16 protein-coding genes and 1 tRNA gene are annotated in these 23,088 nt (G+C 71.4%); 8 read left to right on the top strand and 9 right to left on the bottom strand.

All coding sequences use genetic code 11. The features are described from left to right. Positions 1 to 257 precede the first annotated feature (257 nt). Positions 258 to 2,798: a bifunctional lysylphosphatidylglycerol flippase/synthetase MprF gene (locus tag AERO9AM_RS11240; RefSeq protein ID WP_159576214.1), complete on the bottom strand. Its 2,541-nt coding sequence runs from the start codon at positions 2,796 to 2,798 to the stop codon at positions 258 to 260. Positions 2,799 to 2,861: 63 nt separating this feature from the next. Beyond that, complete coding sequence (locus AERO9AM_RS11235; protein ID WP_236602585.1) at positions 2,862 to 3,359, bottom strand: Lrp/AsnC family transcriptional regulator; 498 nt, start codon at positions 3,357 to 3,359, stop codon at positions 2,862 to 2,864. A gap of 113 nt (positions 3,360 to 3,472) precedes the next feature. On the opposite strand from AERO9AM_RS11235, the gene AERO9AM_RS11230 reads away from it, so the two are divergent. From AERO9AM_RS11230 to AERO9AM_RS11210, 5 genes are all read left to right on the top strand, one after another. Further along, the gene (locus tag AERO9AM_RS11230; RefSeq protein ID WP_159576213.1) at positions 3,473 to 4,678 is read left to right on the top strand and encodes a trans-sulfuration enzyme family protein; all 1,206 of its coding nucleotides are present in this window, start codon (positions 3,473 to 3,475) and stop codon (positions 4,676 to 4,678) included. Between the two features lie 97 nt (positions 4,679 to 4,775). Beyond that, entirely contained in the window at positions 4,776 to 6,044 is a 1,269-nt protein-coding gene (locus AERO9AM_RS11225; protein WP_159577500.1) for an MFS transporter, read from the top strand. 66 nt (positions 6,045 to 6,110) lie between these two features. Further along, positions 6,111 to 6,698, top strand: coding sequence for a winged helix-turn-helix domain-containing protein (locus AERO9AM_RS11220; protein ID WP_236602584.1), 588 nt, complete (start codon positions 6,111 to 6,113; stop codon positions 6,696 to 6,698). After that, positions 6,695 to 8,020 carry an MFS transporter gene (locus tag AERO9AM_RS11215; protein WP_236602583.1) on the top strand — a complete coding sequence of 442 codons (1,326 nt, stop codon included), beginning with the start codon at positions 6,695 to 6,697 and terminating at the stop codon, positions 8,018 to 8,020. The genes AERO9AM_RS11220 and AERO9AM_RS11215 overlap by 4 nt, the downstream gene beginning before the upstream one ends. A gap of 42 nt (positions 8,021 to 8,062) precedes the next feature. Next, positions 8,063 to 10,540: an HAD-IC family P-type ATPase gene (locus tag AERO9AM_RS11210; RefSeq protein ID WP_159576212.1), complete on the top strand. Its 2,478-nt coding sequence runs from the start codon at positions 8,063 to 8,065 to the stop codon at positions 10,538 to 10,540. Positions 10,541 to 10,574: 34 nt separating this feature from the next. Here AERO9AM_RS11210 and AERO9AM_RS11205 read toward each other — a convergent pair whose 3' ends face one another. Together AERO9AM_RS11205 and AERO9AM_RS11200 are read right to left on the bottom strand one after the other, a co-directional pair. Beyond that, on the bottom strand, positions 10,575 to 11,726 hold the full coding sequence (locus AERO9AM_RS11205; RefSeq protein WP_159576211.1) for an acyltransferase family protein: 1,152 nt from the start codon (positions 11,724 to 11,726) through the stop codon (positions 10,575 to 10,577). A 72-nt stretch (positions 11,727 to 11,798) separates the two neighbouring features. Continuing rightward, positions 11,799 to 12,296 (bottom strand): YbaK/EbsC family protein, encoded by a 498-nt coding sequence (locus tag AERO9AM_RS11200; RefSeq protein ID WP_159576210.1) that lies wholly within the window; start codon positions 12,294 to 12,296, stop codon positions 11,799 to 11,801. 55 nt (positions 12,297 to 12,351) lie between these two features. On the opposite strand from AERO9AM_RS11200, the gene pepN reads away from it, so the two are divergent. Next, complete coding sequence (pepN, locus tag AERO9AM_RS11195; RefSeq protein ID WP_159576209.1) at positions 12,352 to 14,844, top strand: aminopeptidase N; 2,493 nt, start codon at positions 12,352 to 12,354, stop codon at positions 14,842 to 14,844. Positions 14,845 to 15,001: 157 nt separating this feature from the next. Next, positions 15,002 to 16,177 carry a cation:proton antiporter gene (locus AERO9AM_RS11190; RefSeq protein ID WP_159576208.1) on the top strand — a complete coding sequence of 392 codons (1,176 nt, stop codon included), beginning with the start codon at positions 15,002 to 15,004 and terminating at the stop codon, positions 16,175 to 16,177. Between the two features lie 12 nt (positions 16,178 to 16,189). On the opposite strand, the gene AERO9AM_RS11185 is transcribed toward AERO9AM_RS11190, so the two are convergent. Beyond that, on the bottom strand, positions 16,190 to 16,831 hold the full coding sequence (locus AERO9AM_RS11185) for an MBL fold metallo-hydrolase (protein ID WP_159576207.1): 642 nt from the start codon (positions 16,829 to 16,831) through the stop codon (positions 16,190 to 16,192). A gap of 128 nt (positions 16,832 to 16,959) precedes the next feature. Between AERO9AM_RS11185 and AERO9AM_RS11180 the strand changes: the two genes are divergently transcribed. Next, positions 16,960 to 17,032, top strand: a tRNA-Glu gene (locus tag AERO9AM_RS11180). 72 nt (positions 17,033 to 17,104) lie between these two features. On the opposite strand, the gene AERO9AM_RS11175 is transcribed toward AERO9AM_RS11180, so the two are convergent. From AERO9AM_RS11175 to AERO9AM_RS11160, 4 genes are read right to left on the bottom strand one after another with little or no spacing between them, the layout of a single operon-like run. Continuing rightward, a complete protein-coding gene (locus AERO9AM_RS11175; RefSeq protein ID WP_159576206.1) occupies positions 17,105 to 18,193 on the bottom strand; it encodes a DUF4349 domain-containing protein in 1,089 nt (362 codons plus the stop codon). Continuing rightward, positions 18,190 to 18,750 (bottom strand): RNA polymerase sigma factor, encoded by a 561-nt coding sequence (locus AERO9AM_RS11170; protein WP_159576205.1) that lies wholly within the window; start codon positions 18,748 to 18,750, stop codon positions 18,190 to 18,192. Before AERO9AM_RS11170 ends, AERO9AM_RS11175 begins: the two co-directional genes overlap by 4 nt. Positions 18,751 to 18,808: 58 nt before the next feature. Further along, positions 18,809 to 21,007: a 1,4-alpha-glucan branching protein GlgB gene (gene glgB / locus AERO9AM_RS11165; RefSeq protein ID WP_159576204.1), complete on the bottom strand. Its 2,199-nt coding sequence runs from the start codon at positions 21,005 to 21,007 to the stop codon at positions 18,809 to 18,811. Beyond that, the gene (locus AERO9AM_RS11160; protein WP_236602582.1) at positions 21,004 to 23,085 is read right to left on the bottom strand and encodes an alpha-1,4-glucan--maltose-1-phosphate maltosyltransferase; all 2,082 of its coding nucleotides are present in this window, start codon (positions 23,083 to 23,085) and stop codon (positions 21,004 to 21,006) included. Before AERO9AM_RS11160 ends, glgB begins: the two co-directional genes overlap by 4 nt. Positions 23,086 to 23,088: the final 3 nt, after the last annotated feature.

The raw sequence follows: 23,088 nt of genomic DNA, 5'->3' as shown, positions 1-23,088 counted from the left end.
CATCTCACGACGGGAACGGGGCGCGGCGGTGCCCGGGGTCGCAGCGGGGGAACCTGCGGAATGGGCAGAGGGGAGCTCGGTCTCGGGGGCTCGCGAACTGATGATGTGCTCCTCGGGCAGCGGAGGGGGTGTGACTTTCTCCGCGTTCGGGGGGAGCGGAGGGGTGTTACAACTCCGTAATAATACGGGTGGTTCCTGAGAGTTCCATAGATTGGCCGAGCAACCGGAGCGTCGGCGTGGCGCGGGCCGCGCTGACGTCAGCGGTCTCCGCCGCGGTTCGTGATGGTCTGCATCAGCGCGAGGTATTCCTTGGGCGTCGCCTCCGGAAGGTAGGCGCTGCCGATCGCCATTCCGATCCTGGGAAGCTGGGCAGGGTCCGCGTACGCCATGTAGATCGTCTCGTAACGCGGGTTGAACTTGCTCTTGAAGCGGAACAGCGACGTGAAGCCGTACGCCGGCTCGAGCATCTCGCCCAGCCATCCCAGCAGCCGATCCATGACGGTCGGGTCGGTGGGCTCCTCGCCGGGCTTGGTGGCCAGCGGGGCTCCGGAGAGGCTCAGCACCTGCACCCCCTGCTCCTTCATGTGCAGCGCCGCCGACGCGATGACGTACTCCATGATGCCGGGCATGGATCCGTCGCTGCGCCGCATGAAGTCGATCGTCCAGCCGGTGATCTTCCCGTCGGTCCAGCTCGGCAGCCAGCTCGTGGTGGCCTCGATCCCGCCGTCCTTGTTGATCGCGAGGAAGATCCCGACATCCGGATCCTTGAGCTCCTCCATGCCGCCGAGCGTGAAGCCCATCTCCGGGAGCTTCTTGTGCGCCACCCACTCCTCGCTGACGGCGGTGATCTCCCGGGAGTAGCGCGACGGCAGGTCGTGCCACGTGGACCAGAGAGTGGTGATGCCCTCGCGCTCCCCGCGGTTGAGCGGCTGCCGCACCTTCTGCCATGCCTTGCCGGTGAGCTCGAAGCCCGGGAGGTCGATCACGGTCTCCTCACCGACGGACATGTACTGCCAGCCGAAGGACTGGAAGATCGGCAGGAAGCGCTCGTGGAAGCTGTAGAAGCAGGCCGCCCACCCCTGTTCCTCGCAGTAGCCGATGAAGCCCTCGATGGTCTCGCGCTCCGCACCCGGGGCGCACACCGGATCCGACATCGTCAGCGCGACCTTGTTGATCACCCGGTACGCGACCGCGCCGCGGCCGTCGGGCGTGAACCAGTGCGTGTTGCCGGACCAGGTGCCCATGAATCCGAGCGTGCCGCCCCCGCCTCGGCGAAGCAGATCCCGGAACTGCGCCTCTTCCACGATGTGGCTGCCGACCTGCGTGGCCCGGAACAGCCGGATCGCGGCGAGGACGAAGACGATCCAGAACGGCACGCCGATCCACTGATAGACGAACAGGGCCGCCCCATCGACCGGGATCCCCGCATCGGCGATGGCGGGCAGCAGGCCGGGGGACACGAACGGGCGCACGAGGTCGGCGAGGAGTTCGCCGACCGAGGGCTGACCGTCGAGGTAGTTGTCGCCGTCGATGAGGCCGATCACCACGTAGATGCCCGCGCACACCGCGAAGGCTCCGATCGTGGTGACCGCGAACCGTCGCACGGCGGCACGCGGCGCCGTCACCTGGAAGCGCCGCCGGGTGATCAGCAGCAGGGCGATGACCCCGATCGGCACGAGCACGGCGAGGATCATCGCGATGCCGTCCTCGATCAGCAGGTTGCCGCGCGCCTTGTCGTCGAGCAGGTCGTTGAAGCCGACGGCGGTGGCGGTGAGCACGGCGATGACCGCGTTCACGACGAGCGCCAGGATCCACGCCGCCCGGCGACCGGTGCGCAGTCCCCACGCGGCGAGCAGGGTGAGCAGCAGCGGCACGAGGCTGATCAGGAACGGCCCGGGCCCGGACTGCAGGAGAGCGGCCGCCTGACGCGAGCAGTCCGCGGTGAAGTCCTGGGCGCAGCTCTTGTCCATGGGCTGCGCGTCGACGGGGGAGAAGCCGGAAACGACGAGGCCGAGCGGCGCGTACAAGGATCCGGAGACCAGCACGATGAACGGACCCAGGCCCGTCGCCGCCACGATCGCCGCGACGAGGGTGCGGACCTCGCGGTACGAGCTGCGGTGCCAGGAGGCGCGCACGGCACCGCGGGCGAGCAGGACGCCGAGGAGCAGGCCGAGTGCGCCGGAGAGGAGCCGGAACACGCTGTCGCTGTCCGCCGCGTACAGCGCGAACATCACCAGCAGGGTGAAGCCGACCACGCGGATGCGTCGCTGCCACAGCGCCGGGGCGAAGGCGCTGGCCGTCATGAGCAGGCCGACCGTGCCGATGGTGGGATCGGCGACCAGGTCGAAGCTCGCGAGCATGCCCCACTGGGACCCCCAGGACAGCAGGACGGCCTGCCCGCCGAGGCCGATCGCCATCCCGAGCACGCCGGTGAGGAAGAACACCCCGATGGCGCGCAGCGTGCCGAGCTTGCGCTCGGCGTACGCGCCCGCCGTGAGGATCAGCGCGAGGGCGAGAAGACCGCCGATCACGGAATCGGGGAACAGCAGCGCCGTCACCGGCGTCCACCACAGACCCGCCCCGACGGTGGTGCTCTCCCCGGCCGCGAGTTCGAGCGGGAACCGTCCGAAATAGGTGCCGGTGAGGAAGCCCGTCGCGACGACCACGACCGCGAGCACGGCAGCGAACGGGTTGCGACGCAGGTACGACAGCACCGCGCGGGCCCACTGCGGGGCCGGACGCGGCTCGGACGCCGGGGGACGGGCGGTGCCGGCAGGGGTGTGCTCGGAGGCGGTCATGCGAGGCCCTCTCTGCGATGCGCGTGCGGTGCCGCGGGATGCGGGGTCGTTCCGGGACAGTTCTCAGAGTGCCGAAGGTCCGCGGGGTTGTACAGCCGACAGGCCTGCTCCGTCGCGGCGCTCGAACACGAGCTGCGTCTCCGTGGCGCGCACCACGTCGTGCACGGTGATGCGCTCCAGCACGATGTCGCGCAGGGCCGTGGCATCGGCGACCGCGACGTGTACGAGGAAGTCGTCGGCTCCGGCGATGTGGAAGACCTGCAGCACGCCCTCGGTGCCTGCGAGGTCGTCGAACAGCGTCTCGACGCCCGCCTTGCTGTGATTGCCGAGGCGCACGCGGATCACCGCCTGCACCGGGCGACCCAGGGCTGCGGGATCGACGAGCAGGCGCATGCCGAGGATCACGCCGCGCGCCCGCAGCGAGCGCAGGCGGAACGCGCAGGTGGAGGCGGGGATGCCGAGCGCGGCTGCCAGCTCCTTGATCGGCGCATCGGGATGCTCGGAGAGAGCGGCGATGATGCGCAGGTCGAGCGCGTCGACGTGCTGCTGTCCGGCGGCCAAGATCCGCTCCTCTCCGCGGCGAGATGTTGCTCTCAGCGCAATCGTCTCACGCGACAGGAGTGATCGCAGCAAGGATGCTGGCACAGACCTGCGCGCAGCGGGATCCTGGATCCATGATCGACGAGGACTCCCTGCACGAGACGCCCCTTCGCCCCGAGACCGTGGCGGTGCACGCCGGCCGCGCAGACCTCGCCGCGCTGGGCGTCCACGCCGCTCCGATCGACCTCTCCTCGACGAACCCGCTGCCGGACATCGTGCACGGCGGGGACTCCTATGAGTCGATGGCGAACGGCGGGCACCCCCTGCCCGACGGCGGCAACGTGTACGCCCGGCTGTGGAACCCCACGGTCGCGCGCTTCGAGGAGGGGCTGGCCGAGCTGGAGCACGCCGAGGCGGCGGTCGCGTTCTCCAGCGGCATGGCGGCGATGACCGCGGCGATCCTGTCGCACACGACCGGGTCCGGCAAGCGCCACATCGTCGCGGTGCGGCCGCTCTACGGCGGCACCGACCACCTGCTCGACTCCGGCCTGCTGGGAGCCGAGACGACCTTCTGCACCGAGGACGAGGTGCGCGCGCACCTGCGCGAGGACACCGGCCTCATCGTCGTGGAGACCCCGGGCAACCCGACGCTCGACCTCGTCGACATCGCCGCAGTCGTCGCGCAGTCCGGCGGGGTCCCGGTGCTCGTGGACAACACCTTCGCCACGCCGCTGCTGCAGAACCCGCTGGATCTCGGAGCGGCGATGTCGCTGCACAGCGCGACGAAGTACATCGGCGGGCACGGTGACGTGATCGCCGGCGTCATCGCGTGCTCGGAGCACACCGCGCAGGCGCTGCGGCGCGTGCGGGCGATCACCGGAGCGCTGCTGCACCCCCTCGGCGCCTACCTGCTGCACCGCGGGCTGGCCACCCTGCCGGTGCGGATGGAGCGTCAGCAGCGCTCGGCGGAGCGGGTCGTGGCGTGGCTCGCCGAGCACCCGGCCGTCGCCGAGGTGTTCTATCCCGGGATCGGCGACGATCGGGGCCTCATCCCGCGCCAGATGCGCGGCGGCGGTGCGATGATCGCGGCCCGGCTGCGCGACGGCTACGCGGCTGCGGAGGCGCTCACCGGATCCGTGCGGCTGTTCACCCACGCCGTGTCGCTCGGCGGCGTGGACTCGCTCGTGCAGCACCCCGCAGCGCTGACGCACCGGCCGGTGGCGGCGGAGGCGCGCCCTGGGGCGGACATCGTGCGGCTGTCGATCGGACTCGAAGACCCGGAGGACCTCATCGGCGACCTCGCGCAGGCGTTCGCACGAGTCGCGGCCGCCGTCCGCTGACCTCGGCCCGGCGTCGCGTCGCCGCCGTCCACGCTCGCGACACGCGGCAGGCGACGGGAGTGTCGGTGGCCTCCGGCAGACTTGTGCGGTGACCGGTATGCGAACGTTCTGGACCGCTCTGCCCGTGGAAGGGCGCTGGCTGCTGTCCACCGTCGCGATCCAGACGCTGGGTCGCGGGTTGACTCTGCCTTTCACGATCATCTACCTGCACGAGGTGCGCGGGTTCGACCTGAGCGTGTCCGGGGCGCTGATGAGCATCATCGCCGTCACCGGCCTCATCGTGACGGGCCCGGGAGGCACGCTCATCGACCGCTACGGCGCCCGCCGGGTGCTGCTGGCCGGGCTCACGGCCATGATCGCGGGCTGCGTCCTGCTGGCCTTCGCCACGACGCCGGTCATCGCGGCGATCGGGCTGGTGATGATGGGCGTGAACTTCGGCGTGTCCTGGCCCGGCTTCAATGCGGTGATCGCGGCGATCGTCGACGGGGATCTCCGTCAGCAGTACTTCGGTGTGAACTTCGCCCTGATCAACCTCGGCATCGGCGTCGGCGGCATCGTGGGCGGCTTCTTCATCGACGTGCACCGCCCGGAGACCTTCACCGCCATCTTCCTCATCGACGCCGCGTGCTCCCTCATCCCGATGGCGCTGCTGCTCGGGCCGCTGCGGCATGTGCGCACCCATGCAGACCCCGCCGAGGCGCACGAGGAGCCGGCCGAGGGGTACCGTCAGATCCTGCGCCGCCCGGCCGTGCTGTGGATGACGCTGCTGACCTTCCTCGCGGTGTTCATCGGCTACGGCCAGATGGAGGGCGGCTTCCCCGCCTTCGCCCGCCAGGTGTCGGGCGTCTCCACGCAGATCATCGGATTCTCGTTCGCGGTGAACACAGCCGTGATCGTGCTGCTGCAGTTCGCCGTGCTGAGGCTCATCCGCGGGCGCCGGCGCACCAGGGTCATGCAGATCATGACCCTGACCTGGGCGCTGTCCTGGGCCGTCCTCGGACTCACCGGGCTGCTGCCGGGATCGGTCGCCGCGGCTGTCGGGGTGCTGCTGTTCATGGGCGTCTTCGCGTTCGGGGAGACCATGCTGCAGCCCACGGTGCCGGCGATCTACAACGATCTGGCGACCGACCGCAGCCGCGGACGCTACAACGCGATCAACGCCGCGGCCTTCCAGGGCGGTGCCATCGCCGGCCCGATCGCGGCGGGCCTGCTGCTCGGGGAGGGGCGTCAGGCGTGGTTCATCGTGGCGATGGTCCTGGGCGCCCTGCTCATCTGCGTGCTAGCTCTCGCGCTGGAGCGCCGTATCCCGTCCGAGGCCAACGGGCTCCCGGCTGCGCAGCCGGCGTCCGACGCGGAGGCTCGTTGACCCATGCGTGCATGATTTCTTTGCACAACTCTTGTGCAAAAAATCTGTGCATGTGATCCTGGGGGCATGGACGAGACTGAAGCGCCGGTGGGAATGCGCCTGGACGAACGGGCCGTGCGCGTGCTGGCGCATCCGCTGCGCTCCCGCATCCTCGGCCGGCTGCGCCTGCACGGCCCTGCGACCGCGACCGAGCTCGCCGCCGCCCTGAGCACCAACAGCGGGGCGACCAGCTATCACCTGCGCGCACTCGAGGACGTCGGACTCGTCGCAGACACCGGCGACGGGGCGGGCAAGCGGCGGATCTGGCGGGCGAGCACCGACTATCACTCGTGGAGCAACTCGGACTTCGCGGACGACGAGGACGCGCAGACCGCCCTCGGCTGGCTGCGGCGCGACTACGTGCGGCAGTACGCCGCGCGCGCGGAGCAGTGGCTCGACGCCGAGGCGGGCTGGCCCGTGGAGTGGGTCGACCGGCTCGGCTTCGGCGACGCGCTGCTCACGGTCACCCCGGGGCAGCTCGCCGCGTTCCAGGACGAGCTGGAGGCCCTCACCGAGAAGTACCGCCGCGCCGGTGAGGGGGATCCGGCCGCGCGCCGGGTGCAGCTCATCGTGCAGAGCATCCCGGTCGACCTCGACCCGACGGTGCAGCCGTGACCACGCGGACGTCCGGGACCCCCGTCGGAACCGGGACGCCGCCGGCCATCCCCGCGGCGCAGCGGCGATTGGTGCTGCTCACGGCGCTGCGGTGGCTGCCCGTCGGCGTGACGCTGGGGCTCACCGTTCTGCTTCCGCTCGAACGCGGGATGTCGATCGCGGCGATCGGATCCATCCTCGCCATCCAGGGCTTCGTCGCGCTGGCCCTGGAACTGCCGACCGGTGCGCTCTCCGACACCCTCGGACGCAGGCCGGTGCTCGCGGCCTCCGGTGTTCTCGCGGTCGTGGCGAGCGTGCTCTTCCTGATCGCCGACTCGTATGCGCTGTTCGCGATCTCGCTGCTCCTGCAGGGCCTGTTCCGCGTGCTCGATTCGGGATCGCTCGAGGCGTGGTTCGTCGACACGGTCCACGAGCACGATCCCCGCGCCGAGGTGGCGCAGCCCCTCGCCCGCGCGGGGACGGCGGTCGGGGTCGCCATCGCGGGCGGCGCGCTGTGCGGTGGCCTCCTCGTGGCCTGGCATCCGCTTGCCGGCCTGTCCGCCCTGATCCTGCCCATGCTCGTGGCGATCGCCCTGTACCTGGGGTACACGGTGCTCGTCGTCGTCCTGGTGCGGGACCCGGCGGTGCGCAGCGCGGGATCCGTCCGGCCTCTCGCAGCGATCGCAGGAGCCGCGCGGCAGACCCCGCGCACGATCGCCGACGGGCTGCGCCGTGCCGTCCGCTCCCGGGTGCTCCTCGGGCTCGTGCTCGTCGAGGTGTTCTGGTCCGTCGCGATGATCGGCTTCGAGACGCTCACGCCGCTCCAGCTGGAGGGGATCCTCGGGGGAGAGGACGCTGCAGCCGCCGTGTTCGGACCGGCCTCGGCCGCCGCATGGGGCCTGTTCGCGGTCGGGTCCCTGCTCGCGAGCCGGTTGAGCGGCGTGATCGGCGTGGCCTGGACCGCGATCCTCAGCCGAATCCTGAACGGCGCGTTCGTGGTGCTGATGGGGCTGTCCTCGGGCGTCGTCGGTCTCCTGATCGGCTACGGCCTCACCTACCTCGCGCATGGCGCGGCCGGACCCATGCACGCGGCGCTGCTGCACCGCGAGGCCGACCGTGCCACCCGGGCGACGATCCTGTCGCTCAACTCGATGGTCTCCGGTGGCGCGTACAGCATCGGGCTGCTCGTGATCACCGCCTTCGCCGGCGCCACGTCGCCCGCCGTGGCGACGGCGGTGGCAGGCGCGTTCAGCATCCTCGGCGCCCTGTGCTACCTGCCGGCTCTGCGCCAGGAGCGGGCGTCGGGCGCGGTGGGGCCGTCCCGGATCGCGGATCCGGCCTGATTCGTCCAGCGCCCGCGGGCCGGGCGCTGTTAGCGTGAACCCATGAGCGAGAACGGCCGGATCGGGGAAGCGGAACCGGTGACGGGCGAATCCTCCGCCGATGGCGGGCCCACCGCGACGACCCGTGCTCCACTCACCGCAGCCGAGGTCGCGGACCGCCGTGCTCGTGGCGAGGGCAACGTCATCGAGGCCCGCACGAGCCGCAGCTTCGGCGAGATCTTCCGCGCGAACGCCTTCACGCGGGTCAACGGCATCTACCTCGTGATGTTCCTGCTGATCCTCGGCACCGGCTACTTCATCGACGGGCTCTTCGGCCTGCTCATCGTCGTGAACAGCGTCGTCGGCATGGTCCAGGAGGTGCGGGCCAAGCGCACCTTGGACCGGCTCGCCCTGCTGAGCAAGGCGCCCGCCAGGGTCGAACGCGCCGAGGGCGTGTCCGACATCGACGTGGAGCAGCTCGTGCTCGACGACGTCGTGCTCGTCGCGGCCGGCGACCAGATCCCGGTGGACGGCATCGTGCTCGATGCCACGGGCCTCGAGGTCGACGAGTCGCTGCTCACCGGGGAGTCCGAGCCGGTGCTCGCCGGCGCCGGCTACGAGCTCAAGTCCGGCAGCTTCGTGGCCGCGGGATCCGCCGCTTTCCGTGCGACGGCGGTGGGGGAGCACGCCTACGCCGCCCGTCTCGCCAAGGAGGCCTCCGAGTTCCGCAAGCCGACCTCGCAGCTGCGCGCGGGGATCGATCAGATCCTGAAGTACGTCACCTGGGCGCTCATCCCGGTCGGCGTGCTCACGATCATCAACCAGATCTGGGGGCACTCGGAGGACTGGCGCAAGGCCGTCCGGGGTCTCGTCGCCGCGCTCGTGCCGATGGTGCCGGAGGGGCTCGTGCTGATGACGAGCGTCGCGATGGCCGTGGGCGTGATCCGCCTCGGCCGCCGCAACTGCCTCGTGCAGGATCTGCCGGCGATCGAGCAGCTCGCCCGCGTCGACGTGGTGTGCACGGACAAGACCGGAACCCTCACCGAGGACGGCATGCGGGTCGGTGCGGTGGAGCGGCTCGGCGAGGCGGACGACCGCATCGAGGGCGCGCTCGCAGCGCTCGGGCGAGCCGAGGGCAAGCCCAACGCGAGCATGGCGGCGATCCTGGAGCACGTGGGCGATGCGCCCGCCCTGACGGTGCAGACCTCCGTCGCCTTCTCCTCCGCGCGCAAGTGGGCCGCCGTGCAGTGTCCCGCCGCCGGCACGCAGCCCGTGGAGAGCTGGGTGCTCGGCGCGCCGGACGTGCTGCTCGCGGACGGCGACGCGGTGCGCACGCGCTCCGACGCGCTCGCGTCCGAGGGGCTGCGCGTGCTCGCCCTGACGCGCACCGATGCGCCGCTGCCGGCGACGGATGCCGCGGGCGACGGGCTGCCGGACGGCCTGAGCGCCGCGGCGCTCGTGATCCTGGATCAGCGCCTGCGCGCCGAGGCCCCGGGCGCGATCGCCTACTTCGCGCAGCAGGACGTGGACATCAAGGTCATCTCCGGGGATAACGCCGCCGCGGTCGGCGCGATCGCGTCCGAGGCCGGAGTGCCGAACGGCCGCGACGCGGTGGATGCGCGCGCGCTGGATCCCGACTCGGCGCACTTCGACACCGAGGTGCAGGAGCGCACCGCGTTCGGGCGGGTGACGCCCACGCAGAAGCGCGCCATGGTGCACGCGCTGCAGCGGGACGGACGCGTCGTCGCGATGACCGGCGACGGCGTCAACGACGTGCTCGCCCTCAAGGACGCCGACGTCGGGGTCGCGATGGGCTCCGGGTCGCCCGCGGCGCGCGCCGTGTCGCGCATCGTGCTGCTGGACAACTCTTTCGCCACGCTGCCGCATGTGGTCGCGGAGGGCCGCCGGGTGATCGGCAACATCGAGCGGGTCGCCACGCTGTTCCTCACCAAGACGCTGTACTCGATCCTGCTCGCGCTGCTCGTCGCGGTCACGGCGGTGCCGTTCCCGTTCCTTCCCCGGCATGTCACCCTCATCGCGTGGTTCACGATCGGGATCCCCGCGTTCTTCCTCGCGCTCGCGCCCAACACGGCCCGTGCGCAGGACGGCTTCGTGCGACGGGTGCTGGATGCGGCCGTGCCGGGCGGCATCGGCGCCGCGCTCGCCTCCTACGGGGCGTATCTCACGGGGCGGGCGGTGCTCGGGACGGGACGCGAGGTCGAGAAGCTCACCGCGTCGACCGCGTTCCTGGCGCTCGTCGTCGTGGCGTTCTTCGTGCTCATCACGGTCGCCCGCCCCTTCCGTCCGTGGAAGATCGTCCTCGTCGGCGCCATGATCGGCGGGATGCTCGTCGCCATCCTCACGCCGTTCGGATCCCGGCTGTTCGACGTCGATCTGCACGATCCGCGCGCCGTCCTCATCGCGTGCGCCTTCGGCGCGGCGGGCATCGGCGTGCGCTACGCGACCCGGGCCGTGCTGCGTGCCGTGTACGGCGCGGTCACCCGGCGCCGCGCGCGGCGCGAGGCGGCAGCCGTCCACTGAGCGGCGATCCCGGAGCCCGCCCGGGCGCTCCCCGTCATTGTCGGGCGAGCGCCGCCTGCCGGGCGGTGCGGATGCGACGCACCGCGGCACGGTCGGCGAGAGCGGCGCCGATGGTGCCGGCCCGGCGTGCGAGCTCCTGCGACTGACGCTCGACGAGCGCATGGAACGCTGCCGCGACGGCGAGGCTCAGCGGCACGCCCACCAGGCACGCCAGCCACCACTGCTCCGCGCCGAGGAGGTAGCAGAGCGTGGCCAGGATCGGCGCGTGCACGAGGTAGAGGCTGAACGACACGCGGCCGAGCCACTGCATCGGGGCCGTGCCCAGGGCGCGCTGGGCCTGAGGCCAGACCACCGCGAGGATCACGAGCAGCGCCGCTCCCGCGCCGGCGAGGGCCCACAGCAGGTCGGCGGCGATGGTGCCCGCGGTGAGGGGCCGGGCGAGCCAGCTCGCGATCAGCAGCGTGCACGCGACCACGGCGACCCAGGGCAGCACGCGCCGCACCTGCGGCCGGGCCGCCCAGTCGCGCAGTTCGGAGAAGCGCACCGCGATGAGCGTGCCGAGCAGGAACACCGGCAGGTAGGCGAGCGCGGAGTTGCCGCCGGCCCGACCGAGGAACATGAGGACGACGGTCAGCGCAGCCACGGGCACGGCGAAGCGACGCACCCGCAGCGCCAGCCACACGTACACGGGGAGCAGCAGCGAGAAGAACAGCTCCCAGCGCAGCGACCACAGCACGTTGTCGATCGGATAGTCGGAGCGCAGCAGCGTCATCTGCGAGAGCACGTCCGCCGCGGAGACGTGCGTCGCCTGGGTGTCCTGCATCCACGAGTCCTCGGGCATCGTCGAGGCGTCGCGCGGCACCAGGCGCACCAAGAGCGTCGCGGCGCCGAGCGCGGCGATCACCGGCACGTAGAGCCGCACCAGCCGCGCAGGGAAGTACCGCGCCCAGGAGAAGCCCGGCCGCAGCGCCGGCAGCGCCACGACGAGACCGGACAGCACGAAGAACACCATGACCGCTTCGGATCCGGCCAGCAGCAGCTTCAGCGGCGACTGCGTGAGCAGCGCCCAGCCGGCCGGATCCAGCCAGGGCTCCGCGATCAGGGAGGCATGGTGGATGAGCACGATCCCCGCGGCGAGGCCGCGGAGGCCGTCGAGCGAACTGATCCTGTTACCGTTCCGTGACATCCCTTTCCACGCTAGGCACGGAGTCTGGACGCCCCCTGAGCCGGGGCCCAGGGCTTGCGGAATGCGGCGCGATCAGCTAGCCGCCACCTCGACGACCTCGCCGCCGGTGAGCGCCACGAGCTCGTCGAAGGTCATCGGCATCACGGTGTGCGGCGTGCCGCCGGCCGTCCAGACCACGTCGTAGTCGCGCAGCGCGGCATCGACCACGGTGCGCACCGGCGCGGGATGGCCGACCGGCGCGACACCGCCGATCGCCTGCCCGGTCACCTCGCGCACGGTGGCCGCGGGCGCCATCGCGACGCTCTCCGCCCCGACCGCCGCAGCGAGCACATCGACGTCGACCCGGTGCCGCCCGCTGGTCATCACCAGCAGCGGCTCGCCGTCGGCGAGGAAGAGCAGGCTGGATCCGATCGCGCCGACCTCGCAGTCCAGCGCGGCGGCGGCCTGCGCCGCGGTGCGCGCGGAATCCGGGAGCTCGCGCACCTGCGACGCCAGCCCGGCGGCGCGCACGTGCTCTTGCACGATCCTGCTGCGTTCGGGAAGGGATTCGGTCGTGGCCTGCTCAGTCATGCGACCATGCTGGCACAGCGTCCATGCCGGAGGCGGAGCATGGAACGATGGATCCATGACCACCGCCAATCTCACCCGCACCGAGACGGCCGCGCGATCCGCGAGCGTCACTCTGCTGCGTTCCCGCCTCGAGCTCGACGTGACCGGCGCCGTGGACGCCGCGACCACGGGGTTCGCCACGTCGAGCACGCTGGAGTTCGACGCGACGGCGCCCGAGACCTGGGTCGACTTCCTCGGCGAGGCGGTGCAAGAGGTCGTCCTGAACGGCACGACGCAGGACGTGGAGTGGGACGGCGCCCGCATCCGGCTCCGCGGGCTGGCCGCGCACAACACGGTGGTGATCCGCGCGACCGGCGCCTACAGCCGGTCGGGTGAGGGACTGCACCGCTTCGTCGACCCGGTGGACGGCGGCGTGTACCTGTACACCCACGACGAGCCGGCCGACGCCCGCCGGTTCATGGCCTGCTTCGAGCAGCCGGACATGAAGGCGCCGCTGACTGTCGTCGTGACCGCACCGGCCGAATGGGAGGTGCTGGGCAACCAGTCGCCGGTGTCCACACGCGTCGAGGACGGCGCGCAGACCGTGGAGTTCGCGCCCACGCTGCCGCTGTCCAGCTATCTCACGTGCATCGCGGCGGGGCCGTACGTGCGCGTGTCGTCCGAGTGGCGTCGTGATGGGCTCGTGGTGCCGCTCTCGGTGCTGAGCCGAGCCTCGATGGCGGAGCACCTTCCCGCGGACGAGATCCTGGAGGTCACCCGCCAGGGGCTGGACTTCTTCGCGGACGCGTTCGCCTTCCCCTATCCCTGGGGCAAGTACGACCAGATCTTCGTGCCGGAGTACAACATCGGCGCGATGGAGAATCCCGGGCTCGTCACCTTCACCGAGGCGTACCTGTATCGCGGCGCGGCCACGCGCGCGCAGCGGCAGGCGCGGGCGAACACGATCCTGCACGAGATGGCGCACATGTGGTTCGGCGACCTCGTGACCATGCGGTGGTGGGACGACCTGTGGCTGAAGGAGTCGTTCGCCGACTACATGGGCTCGCACGCCTCCGTCGCCGCCACGGAATTCACCGACGCCTGGGTCGCCTTCGCCAACCGCCGCAAGGCCTGGGCGTACACGCAGGACCAGCTGCCCACCACGCACCCGATCGTCGCCGACATCACCGACCTCGAGGCGGCGAAGCTGAACTTCGACGGCATCACCTATGCCAAGGGCGCCGCCGTGCTCAAGCAGCTCGTCGCGTTCGTCGGCGAGGACGCGTTCTTCGACGGCGCCCGCCGGTACTTCGCGCGGCATGCGTACGGCAACACGACGCTGGAGGACCTGCTCGTCGAGCTCGAGCAGGCCTCGGGCCGTGACATGCGGGCCTGGGCGCAGGCGTGGCTGCAGACGACCGGCATGAGCACGCTGCGTATCGAGCGGGATGCCGACGGCGCGGCCGTCGTGGTGCAGAGCGACCCCCGACCGCACCGACTGCAGATCGGCCTGTACGACCTTCGCGGCGATGCGCTCGTGCTGCGGGAGCGGGTGCCGGTCGAGCTCGTCGCGGAGCGCACCCCCGTGACGCTGCCGGACGCCGACCTCGTGCTCCTCAATGACGGCGATCTCACCTACGCCAAGGCGCGCCTCGACGACCGCTCTCTGGCCGCCGTGGAGCGCGGGCTGTCCTCGCTCGACGATGCGCTGGCGCGCGGTCTCATCTGGGCGGCACTGTGGAACGCGGTGCGGGACGGAGACCTCGCCGTGGCGCGCTACCTCGAGATCGTCGTCGCCCATGCGCCGGCCGAGAGCGACAGCGCTCTGCTCGGCGGCGTGGTGCTGAACGCCGCCTCCGCCATCGGGCACTACCTGCCGGAGGCGGACCGCGCCGCGGCACGCCGGGCGTGGCTCGACGCCACGTGGCGGGCGCTCGGGGGCGCGGAGCCTGCCAGCGACGCGCAGCTGGTCTGGGCGCGCGCGTTCGCCGCCGCTGCCTCGTTCGACGATGCACGCCGGCTCGACGTGTCCACGCTGCTCATCGGAGCGGGCCCTTCGGGGCTTCCGATGGATGCGGATCTGCGCTGGGAGCTGCTCACCGCGCTCGTCACCACGGGTCACGCCGGGGCGGAGGAGATCACGGAGGAGCAGCTGCGCGACAACACCGCCAGCGGCCGCACCGCGGCGCTCGCCGCGGCCGCGTCGACGCCGAACGCCGCCGTGCGCGCCGCGGACTGGCGCGCAGCGTGGGGCGATCTGACACTCAGCAACGACCACCTCGACGCGACGATCCGCGGCTTCCGGGCGGGCGGGCGCCGCGATCTCGTCGAGCCCTTCGATGCCGACTACTTCGCGCTGATCGAACCGGCCTGGGCGCAGCGCTCGATCGAGATCGCCCGTCGTCTCGTGATCGGCCTGTATCCCGACACCGAGTCCACGGAGCTGGTGGACGCGTGGCTGGACGCGCATCCGCAGGCCCCGCCCGCGCTGCGCCGCATCGTGCTCGAGCAGCGGGACCACCAGCAGCGGGCGATCCGCGTGCGTCAGGCGCAGGGCGCCCTCGTCTGAGCGCCCCGGTCCCTGAGCCTGTCGAAGGGGCCCGACCGGGGGAGCGGCCGGCCCCGGTCCCTGAGCCTGTCGAAGGGTCCCGGCCGGGGGAGCGGCCGGCCCCGGTCCCTGAGCCTGTCGAAGGGGCCGGAGGCGGACGCGGTTCTAGAGTTCTCGCATGACGTTCGCGACGCTCGCGCTCCTCGTACTGGTGGGGCTGGCGGGACCGCTGCTGTCCGCACGGCGGGCGTGGCGGGTGCCGCTGATCGCAGGGGAGCTGCTGGCCGGCCTCGTCATCGGCGCGACCGGTTTCCGCTGGGTGGATGCGTCGGAGCCGACGCTGACCCTGCTCGCGCAGATCGGCTTCGGGCTGATCATGCTCGTGATCGGATCCCACATCCCGATCCTGGACCGCCGGGTGCGTGCCTCGGTGGGCAGGGGCGCGTCAGGGGCGCTCCTCGTCGCCGTCGCTGCGGTCGGACTCGGGATCGCGGTCGCTGCGCTGTTCGGCAACCGGCACGGCGCGGTGTACGCGGTGCTGATCGCCTCGTCGTCGGCGGCGCTCGTGCTGCCGATGCTGCAGTCCTTGCGCGTCTCGGCCGCATCGGCGGCGCAGCTGATCGCGCAGATCGCGATCGCCGACGTGGCCTGCATCCTCGCCCTGCCGCTCGTGCTCCAGCCCGGGCGCGTCCCGCTCGTGGCGATCGGCGGGATCGGGATCGCCGCGGCCGGTCTGGTGATCGTCATCGTGCTGCGCCGGATCGGGCCGAGGCGGCTGCATCTCGTGCACGCGGTGTCGGAGTCGCGCCAGTTCGCACTCGAGCTGCGGGTGAGCCTGCTCCTGCTCTTCGCCCTGGCCGGCATCGCCCAGTTCACCCACGTCTCGGTGATGATGGCGGGATTCACGCTCGGCCTCGTGCTGGCGGCGGTCGGGCAGCCGCGCCGCCTGGCACGGCAGCTCTTCGGGATGACCGAGGGCTTCTTCGGCCCGCTCTTCTTCGTCTGGCTCGGATCCTCGATCGACCTGCGCCAGCTGGCGACGCATCCGCAGATGGTCCTGCTCGGCCTCGCGCTCGGCGCGGCGGCGGTCCTCGCGCACCTGCTGGGGCGCGTGGTGGGACTGCCGTGGTCGCAGACGGTGGCCTCGGCAGGGCAGCTGGGCGTGCCGGTGGCGGCCGTGGCGCTCGGCGTGGAGGCGCGTTCGCTCCTGCCGGGCGAGGGGGCGGCGATCCTGCTGGGCGCGCTGGTGGCGGTCGTGTCGTCGACCGCCGCCGTCGCAGCGGTCTCCCGGGGGACGACCGCCGAGCCGACGGAGCCGTCCGGCTCTGCTCCGTCGGCCGATCGGCCGTCCTGAGCCGGAGCCCGGTCAGACCTCGAGGTCGTCGCCCGGGTTCAGCTCGAAGAACTCTCCGCCGTTCTGCTCCGTCGCCCACTTCAGGCGGGCCCGATGCATGTTGGCGCCGATCACGGACAGTGTCATGTCGTGCGTGCCGAAGGCGCGGCGTGGGCGCACCGCGAGCACGAAGTCCATCGCGTCGCCGATCTTCAGCCACGGAGCGCCGGCCGGAGCGGCGAGCGTGCCCACTGCGACGCCCTCCGGCACCGCGTAGGAGTCGCCGGGGTAGTACAGCTCGTCGTCGACGAGCACGCCCACGTTCTCGATCCGGGGGATGGAGGAGTGGATCTCCGCGTGCACGCCGCCGAAGAACCGCAGGGTGAACTCACCCGCGGTCACCGTGTCGCCGGGAGCGACCTCGGTGATCTCGTAGCCGTCTCCGGCCGCGCGGACCACGCCCGCGGGGGCGAAGATCGGCGTGCCGGGTGCATCCCTGAGGATCCGGTCGAGGTGATCGGGGGTCCAGTGGTCCGGGTGCTCGTGGGTGATGACGACGCCGACGAGGCGGTGCAGGTCGTCCAGGGGGAGGGTGAAGCTGCCGGGGTCGATGAGCAGGGTCTGGCCGTGGTCGTCGACGCGGAGTGCCGCGTGCTCATGCTTCGTGATGCGCATGCTCCGAGCGTAATCCGGCGGAGCGCGACACTCCCGGGGGTCGCGGCGGAGCGGCCTCGATTTGGCGGGCGCTGTGCGTCATGTCATACTTGAACGGTTGTCGCGAGACGGAAACGGATCGCAAAGACGGCCCCATCGTATAGCGGCCTAGTACGCCGCCCTCTCACGGCGGTAACGCGGGTTCGAATCCCGCTGGGGTCACAGACAGCACACGAAAGCCCTCGGTTCGCCGAGGGCTTTCGTGGTCTCCGGCGCCGAACGCCGGTGCCGCGCTCAGGCGCGACGGTCGGCGTCCGCGCCGGCTCCCGATGCCCGACGGGCACGGGCCGTGCGGCGCAGCCGCAGCACGCCCCGCACGATCGCGGCGAGGACGGCGGCGACCGCGAGCCAGGGGAGCAGGAACCCGAGCGCGATCACCAGCGCGTTCAGCGAGACGATGAGCCCGTTCCAGCCGGCGGCCAGTCCGTCGCCGAAGCCTCCGGGGTCTGCGGCCGCCGGGGCCTGCCGCATCAGCGTGACCTGCACCGAGGACATCGCCACCTGGGTTTCGAGATCCTTCAGCTGCTGCTGCGCGGACTGCAGCTGCCCCTGGCGCTCGGTGAGCGCGGTCTCGGCGGTGAGCAGGTCGGACACGCTGCTCGCCTGGGCCATCAGCTGGGTCAGCCGCTGCACCGACGCGGTGAGGGAGTCGACCTGAGCGCGCAGGTCCGTGGTGGTGGTCGTCACGTCGCTGGCGGCGAGGGAGGTGGCCAGCACCGTGCCCTCCGAGCGCAGCTCGTCCATCACGGCGGGGAGGTCCGCGGCGGGCACGCGCAGCGTCACCCAGCCGTCGCCGGCCGGAGGCACGATCCCGTCGGTGGCGGCGGGCGCGGAGGAGGAGCCGATCTGCTCGCTCTCGATGAACCCGCCGTGCTTCTGCGCGAGCGCGGCGAGTGCGTCGGCAGCCTTGCGCACGTCGTGCACCTGCACGGTGGCCGATCCGGTGCGGATGACGTCCCGCGGCGTCGTCGCGGATGAGGCGGCGCCTCCCGCGTTCCCCGTGGCGCTCTGCGCGAGCTCCTTGGAGGATCCGCTCATCGGCTTCGCTCCCGAAGAGCTGTCGTAGGGCGCGGAGATCGCGGATGATCCGGATGAGGATCCGGTCAGGTGCAGGATCGACGGGGTGACGAGCACGCCGACGACGAAGGCTGCGGCGATCCCGCCCGCGGTGAGCCAGCGGCGCCGCCGCGTACGCCCACGGGACGCGGAGGCGCGCTCCTGCTGCGCCTGCCGCTCCTCGGCGATCTGGGTGAAGACGGCCTCCTCGATGCGGTCCACGGCGTCATCGGACAGTTCCGGCAGTGTGATCGGGGTGGTGGTCATGATGCGGGCTCCGTTTCGGTCACAGCGCCGCGCAGGCGGGTGCGCACGCGGGAGAGACGGTTGCGGACGACGCCGTGCCCGACGCCGAGCTCCTCGGCCGCGGCGCGGTAGTCGTAGCCCTCGGTCGCGCACAGCCGGAAGATCTCGCGATCGAGAGTGCTCATCCCGCCGAGCTCCTCGGCGATGCGCTCGGCGAGCTCGGAGGCGATGACCTGCTGCTCGACGTCGATGAGCGCGGGGAGCCGCTCATCGGCCTCCCCGGTGGTGTGGGCCGCGTCACGCTGCCGGCGGCGCAGGCGGTTGGCCGCCTGGAACCGGCACACGGTCGCCAGCCAGGGCAGCAGCGACTCGCCCACCAGCTCCAGGCCGGGCAGCTTCCGCCAGGCGACGACGAACGTCTCCTGGGTCACGTCCTCCGCATCGCCGGCGTCGCCGAGGATGCCGTACGCGATCCAGTAGACGGGTCGGACGTGCGCGCGATAGAGCGAGCGGAAGGCGGATTCGCTTCCCGCCGCCGCCCGCGCGACGAGCGTCCTGTCGTGTGCGTCGTGTGCCATGCCGGCTCCGTTCGGTGTCTCTCACCTAGCAGTGTCGGGGGCGGCGGGTTCGTCTCACTCAGCCTTTGCTGACGATCGGGACGTGCGGATCCTTCTGGTGCCGCAGCCAGATCGTCGAGAGCGCCGGCACGGTCAGCGTGGCCCGGGGCGAGCCGTTCTCGACCTCGGACGCGTACACCAGGCCGAGGTTTCCCTCGCCGTGGCCGCCGAACTCGCTCGCGTCCGTGTTCAGCACCTCGGTCCAGCCGCCCGCGAGCGGAAGGTCCAGCGGCATGCCGTGGCGGGTCGCGCCCGAGAAGTTGCTGATCACCGCGAGGTGCCCGCCGTGGGCGTCGCGGCGGACGAAGGCGACGATGTTCGGATCCCATTCCGGCGCGCCGATCCGGGTGAACGACGACGCGTCGTGGTCTCGCTCCCACAGCGGCGCGTTGGCCCGGTAGACGCGGTTCATCGCGCCGACGAAGCCCTGCAGCTGCTGGTGCGAGGGCTGATCGAGCAGCCACCAGTCCAGGCCGCGGTCGACCGACCACTCCGAGAACTGGCCGAACTCCTGGCCCATGAACAGCAGGTTCTTGCCCGGGTGCCCCCACATGTAGCCGAGGTAGGCGCGCACGTTCGCGAGCTTCGCGGTGTGATCGCCCGGCATCTTCGAGATCAGGCTGCCCTTGCCGTGCACGACCTCGTCGTGGCTGATCGGCAGGATGTAGTTCTCCCCGAAGGCGTAGACGAACGAGAACGTCATCTCGCCCTGGTGGTGCGAGCGGTACAGCGGGTCGCGCTCGATGTAGACGAGCGAGTCGTTCATCCAGCCCATGTTCCACTTGAACCCGAACCCGAGACCGCCGTGATCCGTGGGCGCGGTGACGCCGGGGAAGCTCGTCGACTCCTCGGCGACCATGACGATGCCCGGGTGCCTGCGGTAGGCCGTGGCGTTGACCTCCTGCAGGAACCGGATGGCCTCGAGGTTCTCCCGTCCGCCGTGGATGTTCGGCTCCCACTCGCCCTCGTTGCGCGAGTAGTCCAGGTACAGCATCGAGGCGACCGCGTCGACGCGCAGGCCGTCGGCGTGGAACTCGTCCAGCCAGTACAGCGCGTTCGCGACGAGGAAGTTGCGCACCTCGTTGCGGCCGTAGTCGAAGATCAGGGTGCCCCAGTCCTTGTGCTCGCCGCGGCGCGGATCCGGGTGCTCGTAGACCGCCTCCCCGTCGAACTTCGCGAGTGCGAAGGAGTCGCGGGGGAAGTGCCCGGGCACCCAGTCGATGATCACGCCGATCCCCGCCTGGTGCAGCCGGTCGATCAGGTAGCGCAGGTCGTCCGGCTCGCCGAAGCGGTGCGTGGGCGCGTAGTAGCCGGAGACCTGGTAGCCCCACGACGGCGCGAACGGGTGCTCGGCGACCGGCATGAGCTCCACGTGGGTGAAGCCGATCTCGGTGACGTGCCCGATCAGCTGATCGGCGATCTCGCGATAGCCGAGCCCCGGACGCCACGAGCCGAGGTGCACCTCGTACACGCTCATCGGCTGCGCGACCGCGTGCGTGGCCGCGCGGCGGGTCATCCACGCGCCGTCCCCCCACGTGTACCCCGACTCGGTGACGATCGACGCCGTCGCCGGGGGAGTCTCCGCGAGCTGCGCCATCGGGTCGGCCTTGAGGATCCATTGCCCGCTGCGGGTCAGGATCTCGTACTTGTACTGTGCGCCGACGCCCACGCCGGGCAGGAACAGCTCCCACACGCCGCTCGAGCCCATCGAGCGCATCGCGTCGAGCCGGCCGTCCCAGCCGTTGAAGCTGCCGACGATGCGCACGGCCTGCGCGTGCGGCGCCCACACCGCGAACGCCGTCCCTTGCTCGCCGTCGACCACGCGCGGGTGCGCGCCGAGCGCCTCCCACAGCCGTTCGTGCCGGCCCTCGCGGATCAGGTGCAGATCGAGCTCGCCGATCGTGGGGACGTGCCGGTACGGATCCCCGGAGATCCAGTCCGGGGCGTCCGCGTAAGTGGCCTTGATCCGGTACGCGCCGGCGGGGCCGCTCAGCTCGCCCTCCCAGATGCCGTCGGCGAGATGGCTGAGGGGCACGTCGGCGCCGCCGTCGACCAGCACAGAGACGCTCTTCGCGAGCGGTCGCAGTGCACGCACGACGGTGACCCGTCTGCCGTCCGCGTCCTGCCGCGGATGCGCGCCGAGCACGGAATGCGGGTCGTGGTGCGAGCCCGACGCGACCGCCCCGAGCACAGCCGCATCGATCGTCGTGGTGATCATGGCTGCCCCTTCACATGGAGGATGTGCACCGGCTCCGTGAAGGCGTCCAGGCGCACGAAATTGTGGTCCGTCCAGGTCCAGACGGATCCGGTGACGAGGTCTTCGACCTCGTACGTCGTCCCCGGCTCGACGCCCCAGGCGCGGGTGTCGAGATGCACGGTGGTCTGCCGCACCGAGTGCGGGTCCACGTTGGCGATGACGATGATCGTGTCGTCGGCGCCCGTGCCGGTGAAGGTCGCGTCGAGGTGCTTGGAGAACACCAGGATCGCGTCGTCGTCGCTCCAGTGCACGCGCAGGTTGCGCAGCTGCCGCAGTGCGGGATGTGCGCGGCGGATCTCGTTGAGGCGGGTGAGGTAGGGGGCGAGCGAGCGTCCCTCCGCCTCGGCCTTGGCCCAGTCGCGCAGCTTGTACTCGTACTTCTCGTTGTCGATGTTCTCCTCGGATCCCGGCCGGGCCACGTTCTCGATCAGCTCGTAGCCGGCGTAGACGCCGTAGAGCGGGGCACCGGTGGCGGCGATCGCGGCGCGGATCTTGTACGCCGCGCGGCCGCCGAACTGCAGGTACTCGGTGAGGATGTCCGGGGTGTTCACGAACAGGTTCGGCCGCATGTAGTCCGCGGTCTCCTGCGAGACGGAGAGCAGGAACTCCTCCAGCTCGGCCTTGGTGTTGCGCCAGGTGAAGTAGCTGTAGCTCTGCTGGAAGCCGACCGCCGCGAGCCCACGCATGGGGGCGGGGCGGGTGAACGCTTCGGCCAGGAACACGACGTCCGGGTGCTTGGTGTTGACGGTGCGGATCAGCCATTCCCAGAACCGCAGCGGCTTGGTGTGCGGGTTGTCGACGCGGAAGATCCGCACCCCCTGCGCGATCCAGTGCTCGACGATGCGCAGCACCTCGGTGTACAGCCCCACCGGATCCCGGTCGAAGTTCAGCGGATAGATGTCCTGATACTTCTTCGGCGGGTTCTCCGCATACGCGATGGAGCCGTCGGGCAGCTCCGTGAACCACTCGGGATGGGCCTCGACCCAGGGGTGGTCGGGTGCGGCCTGCAGGGCCAGGTCGAGCGCGATCTCGATGTTCAGCTCGTTCGCCTTCTTCACGAACCGGCGGAAGTCGGCGAGGGTGCCCAGATCGGGGTGCACCGCGTCGTGACCACCCTCGGCGGCGCCGATGGCCCACGGGGAGCCGGGGTCGCCCGGGCCCGCGACCAGCGTGTTGTTGCGGCCCTTGCGGTTGAGGCGGCCGATGGGGTGGATCGGAGGGAGGTACAGCACGTCGAAGCCCATCGCGGCGACCGCGGGCAGGCGCTTCTCGGCCGTCTTGAACGAGCCGCTCGTGATCGTGCCGTCCGGGTTCTGCACGGCCCCCTCGGACCGCGGGAAGAACTCGTACCACGCGGCGGCGCCCGCGATCGTGCGCTCCACGACGATCGTCTGCCACGCCGTCGCCGAGTCGAGCGCGGTCAGCGGGCGCACCGCGAAGAGTGCGGCGAGCTCGGGGTCCGTCGCGACGGCGAGCGCCTCCTCCGCGGTGCCGTCGGGGGAGCCCAGCGACTCCGCGACCGCCGCGAGGTGCTTGCGCTCGGGCTTGGGGCGCGTCTTGTCCGCGGCGGCGCGGGTGAGCAGCTGCGCGCCGAGGGCGCGCATCACCTCGACGTCGACGCCGGCGGCGATCTTCAGCTCCGCGGCGTGCGCCCAGGTGGCGAACTCGTCCGCGAACGCCTCGAAGCGGAAGGTCCAGGCGTGCTCCTCGTCGAGGGCGACGTCGACCTGCCAGCGGTCGGTGCCGTCCTGCAGCGGCGTCAGGCGGTGCAGGCTCTCCTGGTGGTTCGGGGTGCGCAGTCGGAGGTGCACGCCGATGATGTCGTGCCCTTCGCGGAACGCCACCACCCGGAACGGGATCACCTCGCCCGCGAAGGCCTTCGGGTGGAACCCTCCGGGGGCCGCCGGAGACGGATCCAGCAGCGGGATCCGGGTCGTCTGAGCATCCGCGGCGTCGATGTCCGGCAGTGCTCGCACCGGGATCTGGGCGGTGCTGCGGAGAGCATCGGGCGAGGGCTGTGTGGCGGTTCGTTCGGACACACC

Origin of the sequence: Microbacterium sp. 8M (assembly GCF_902506375.1) — a bacterium.
Classification (GTDB): Bacteria; Actinomycetota; Actinomycetes; order Actinomycetales; family Microbacteriaceae; genus Microbacterium.
Note: the sequence above shows the minus strand (reverse complement) of the source record. Positions and strands in the feature narration are given on the sequence as shown.

What these genes read in the sequence shown, in the direction of transcription:
- AERO9AM_RS11240 (WP_159576214.1), bottom strand. Translation starts at nt 2,798, where the DNA reads ATGACCGCCTCCGAGCACACCCCTGCCGGCACCGCCCGTCCCCCGGCG.
- AERO9AM_RS11230 (WP_159576213.1), top strand. Translation starts at nt 3,473, where the DNA reads ATGATCGACGAGGACTCCCTGCACGAGACGCCCCTTCGCCCCGAGACC.
- AERO9AM_RS11225 (WP_159577500.1), top strand. Translation starts at nt 4,776, where the DNA reads ATGCGAACGTTCTGGACCGCTCTGCCCGTGGAAGGGCGCTGGCTGCTG.
- AERO9AM_RS11220 (WP_236602584.1), top strand. Translation starts at nt 6,111, where the DNA reads ATGGACGAGACTGAAGCGCCGGTGGGAATGCGCCTGGACGAACGGGCC.
- AERO9AM_RS11210 (WP_159576212.1), top strand. Translation starts at nt 8,063, where the DNA reads ATGAGCGAGAACGGCCGGATCGGGGAAGCGGAACCGGTGACGGGCGAA.
- AERO9AM_RS11205 (WP_159576211.1), bottom strand. Translation starts at nt 11,726, where the DNA reads ATGTCACGGAACGGTAACAGGATCAGTTCGCTCGACGGCCTCCGCGGC.
- AERO9AM_RS11200 (WP_159576210.1), bottom strand. Translation starts at nt 12,296, where the DNA reads ATGACTGAGCAGGCCACGACCGAATCCCTTCCCGAACGCAGCAGGATC.
- pepN (WP_159576209.1), top strand. Translation starts at nt 12,352, where the DNA reads ATGACCACCGCCAATCTCACCCGCACCGAGACGGCCGCGCGATCCGCG.
- AERO9AM_RS11190 (WP_159576208.1), top strand. Translation starts at nt 15,002, where the DNA reads ATGACGTTCGCGACGCTCGCGCTCCTCGTACTGGTGGGGCTGGCGGGA.
- AERO9AM_RS11185 (WP_159576207.1), bottom strand. Translation starts at nt 16,831, where the DNA reads ATGCGCATCACGAAGCATGAGCACGCGGCACTCCGCGTCGACGACCAC.
- AERO9AM_RS11175 (WP_159576206.1), bottom strand. Translation starts at nt 18,193, where the DNA reads ATGACCACCACCCCGATCACACTGCCGGAACTGTCCGATGACGCCGTG.
- AERO9AM_RS11170 (WP_159576205.1), bottom strand. Translation starts at nt 18,750, where the DNA reads ATGGCACACGACGCACACGACAGGACGCTCGTCGCGCGGGCGGCGGCG.
- glgB (WP_159576204.1), bottom strand. Translation starts at nt 21,007, where the DNA reads ATGATCACCACGACGATCGATGCGGCTGTGCTCGGGGCGGTCGCGTCG.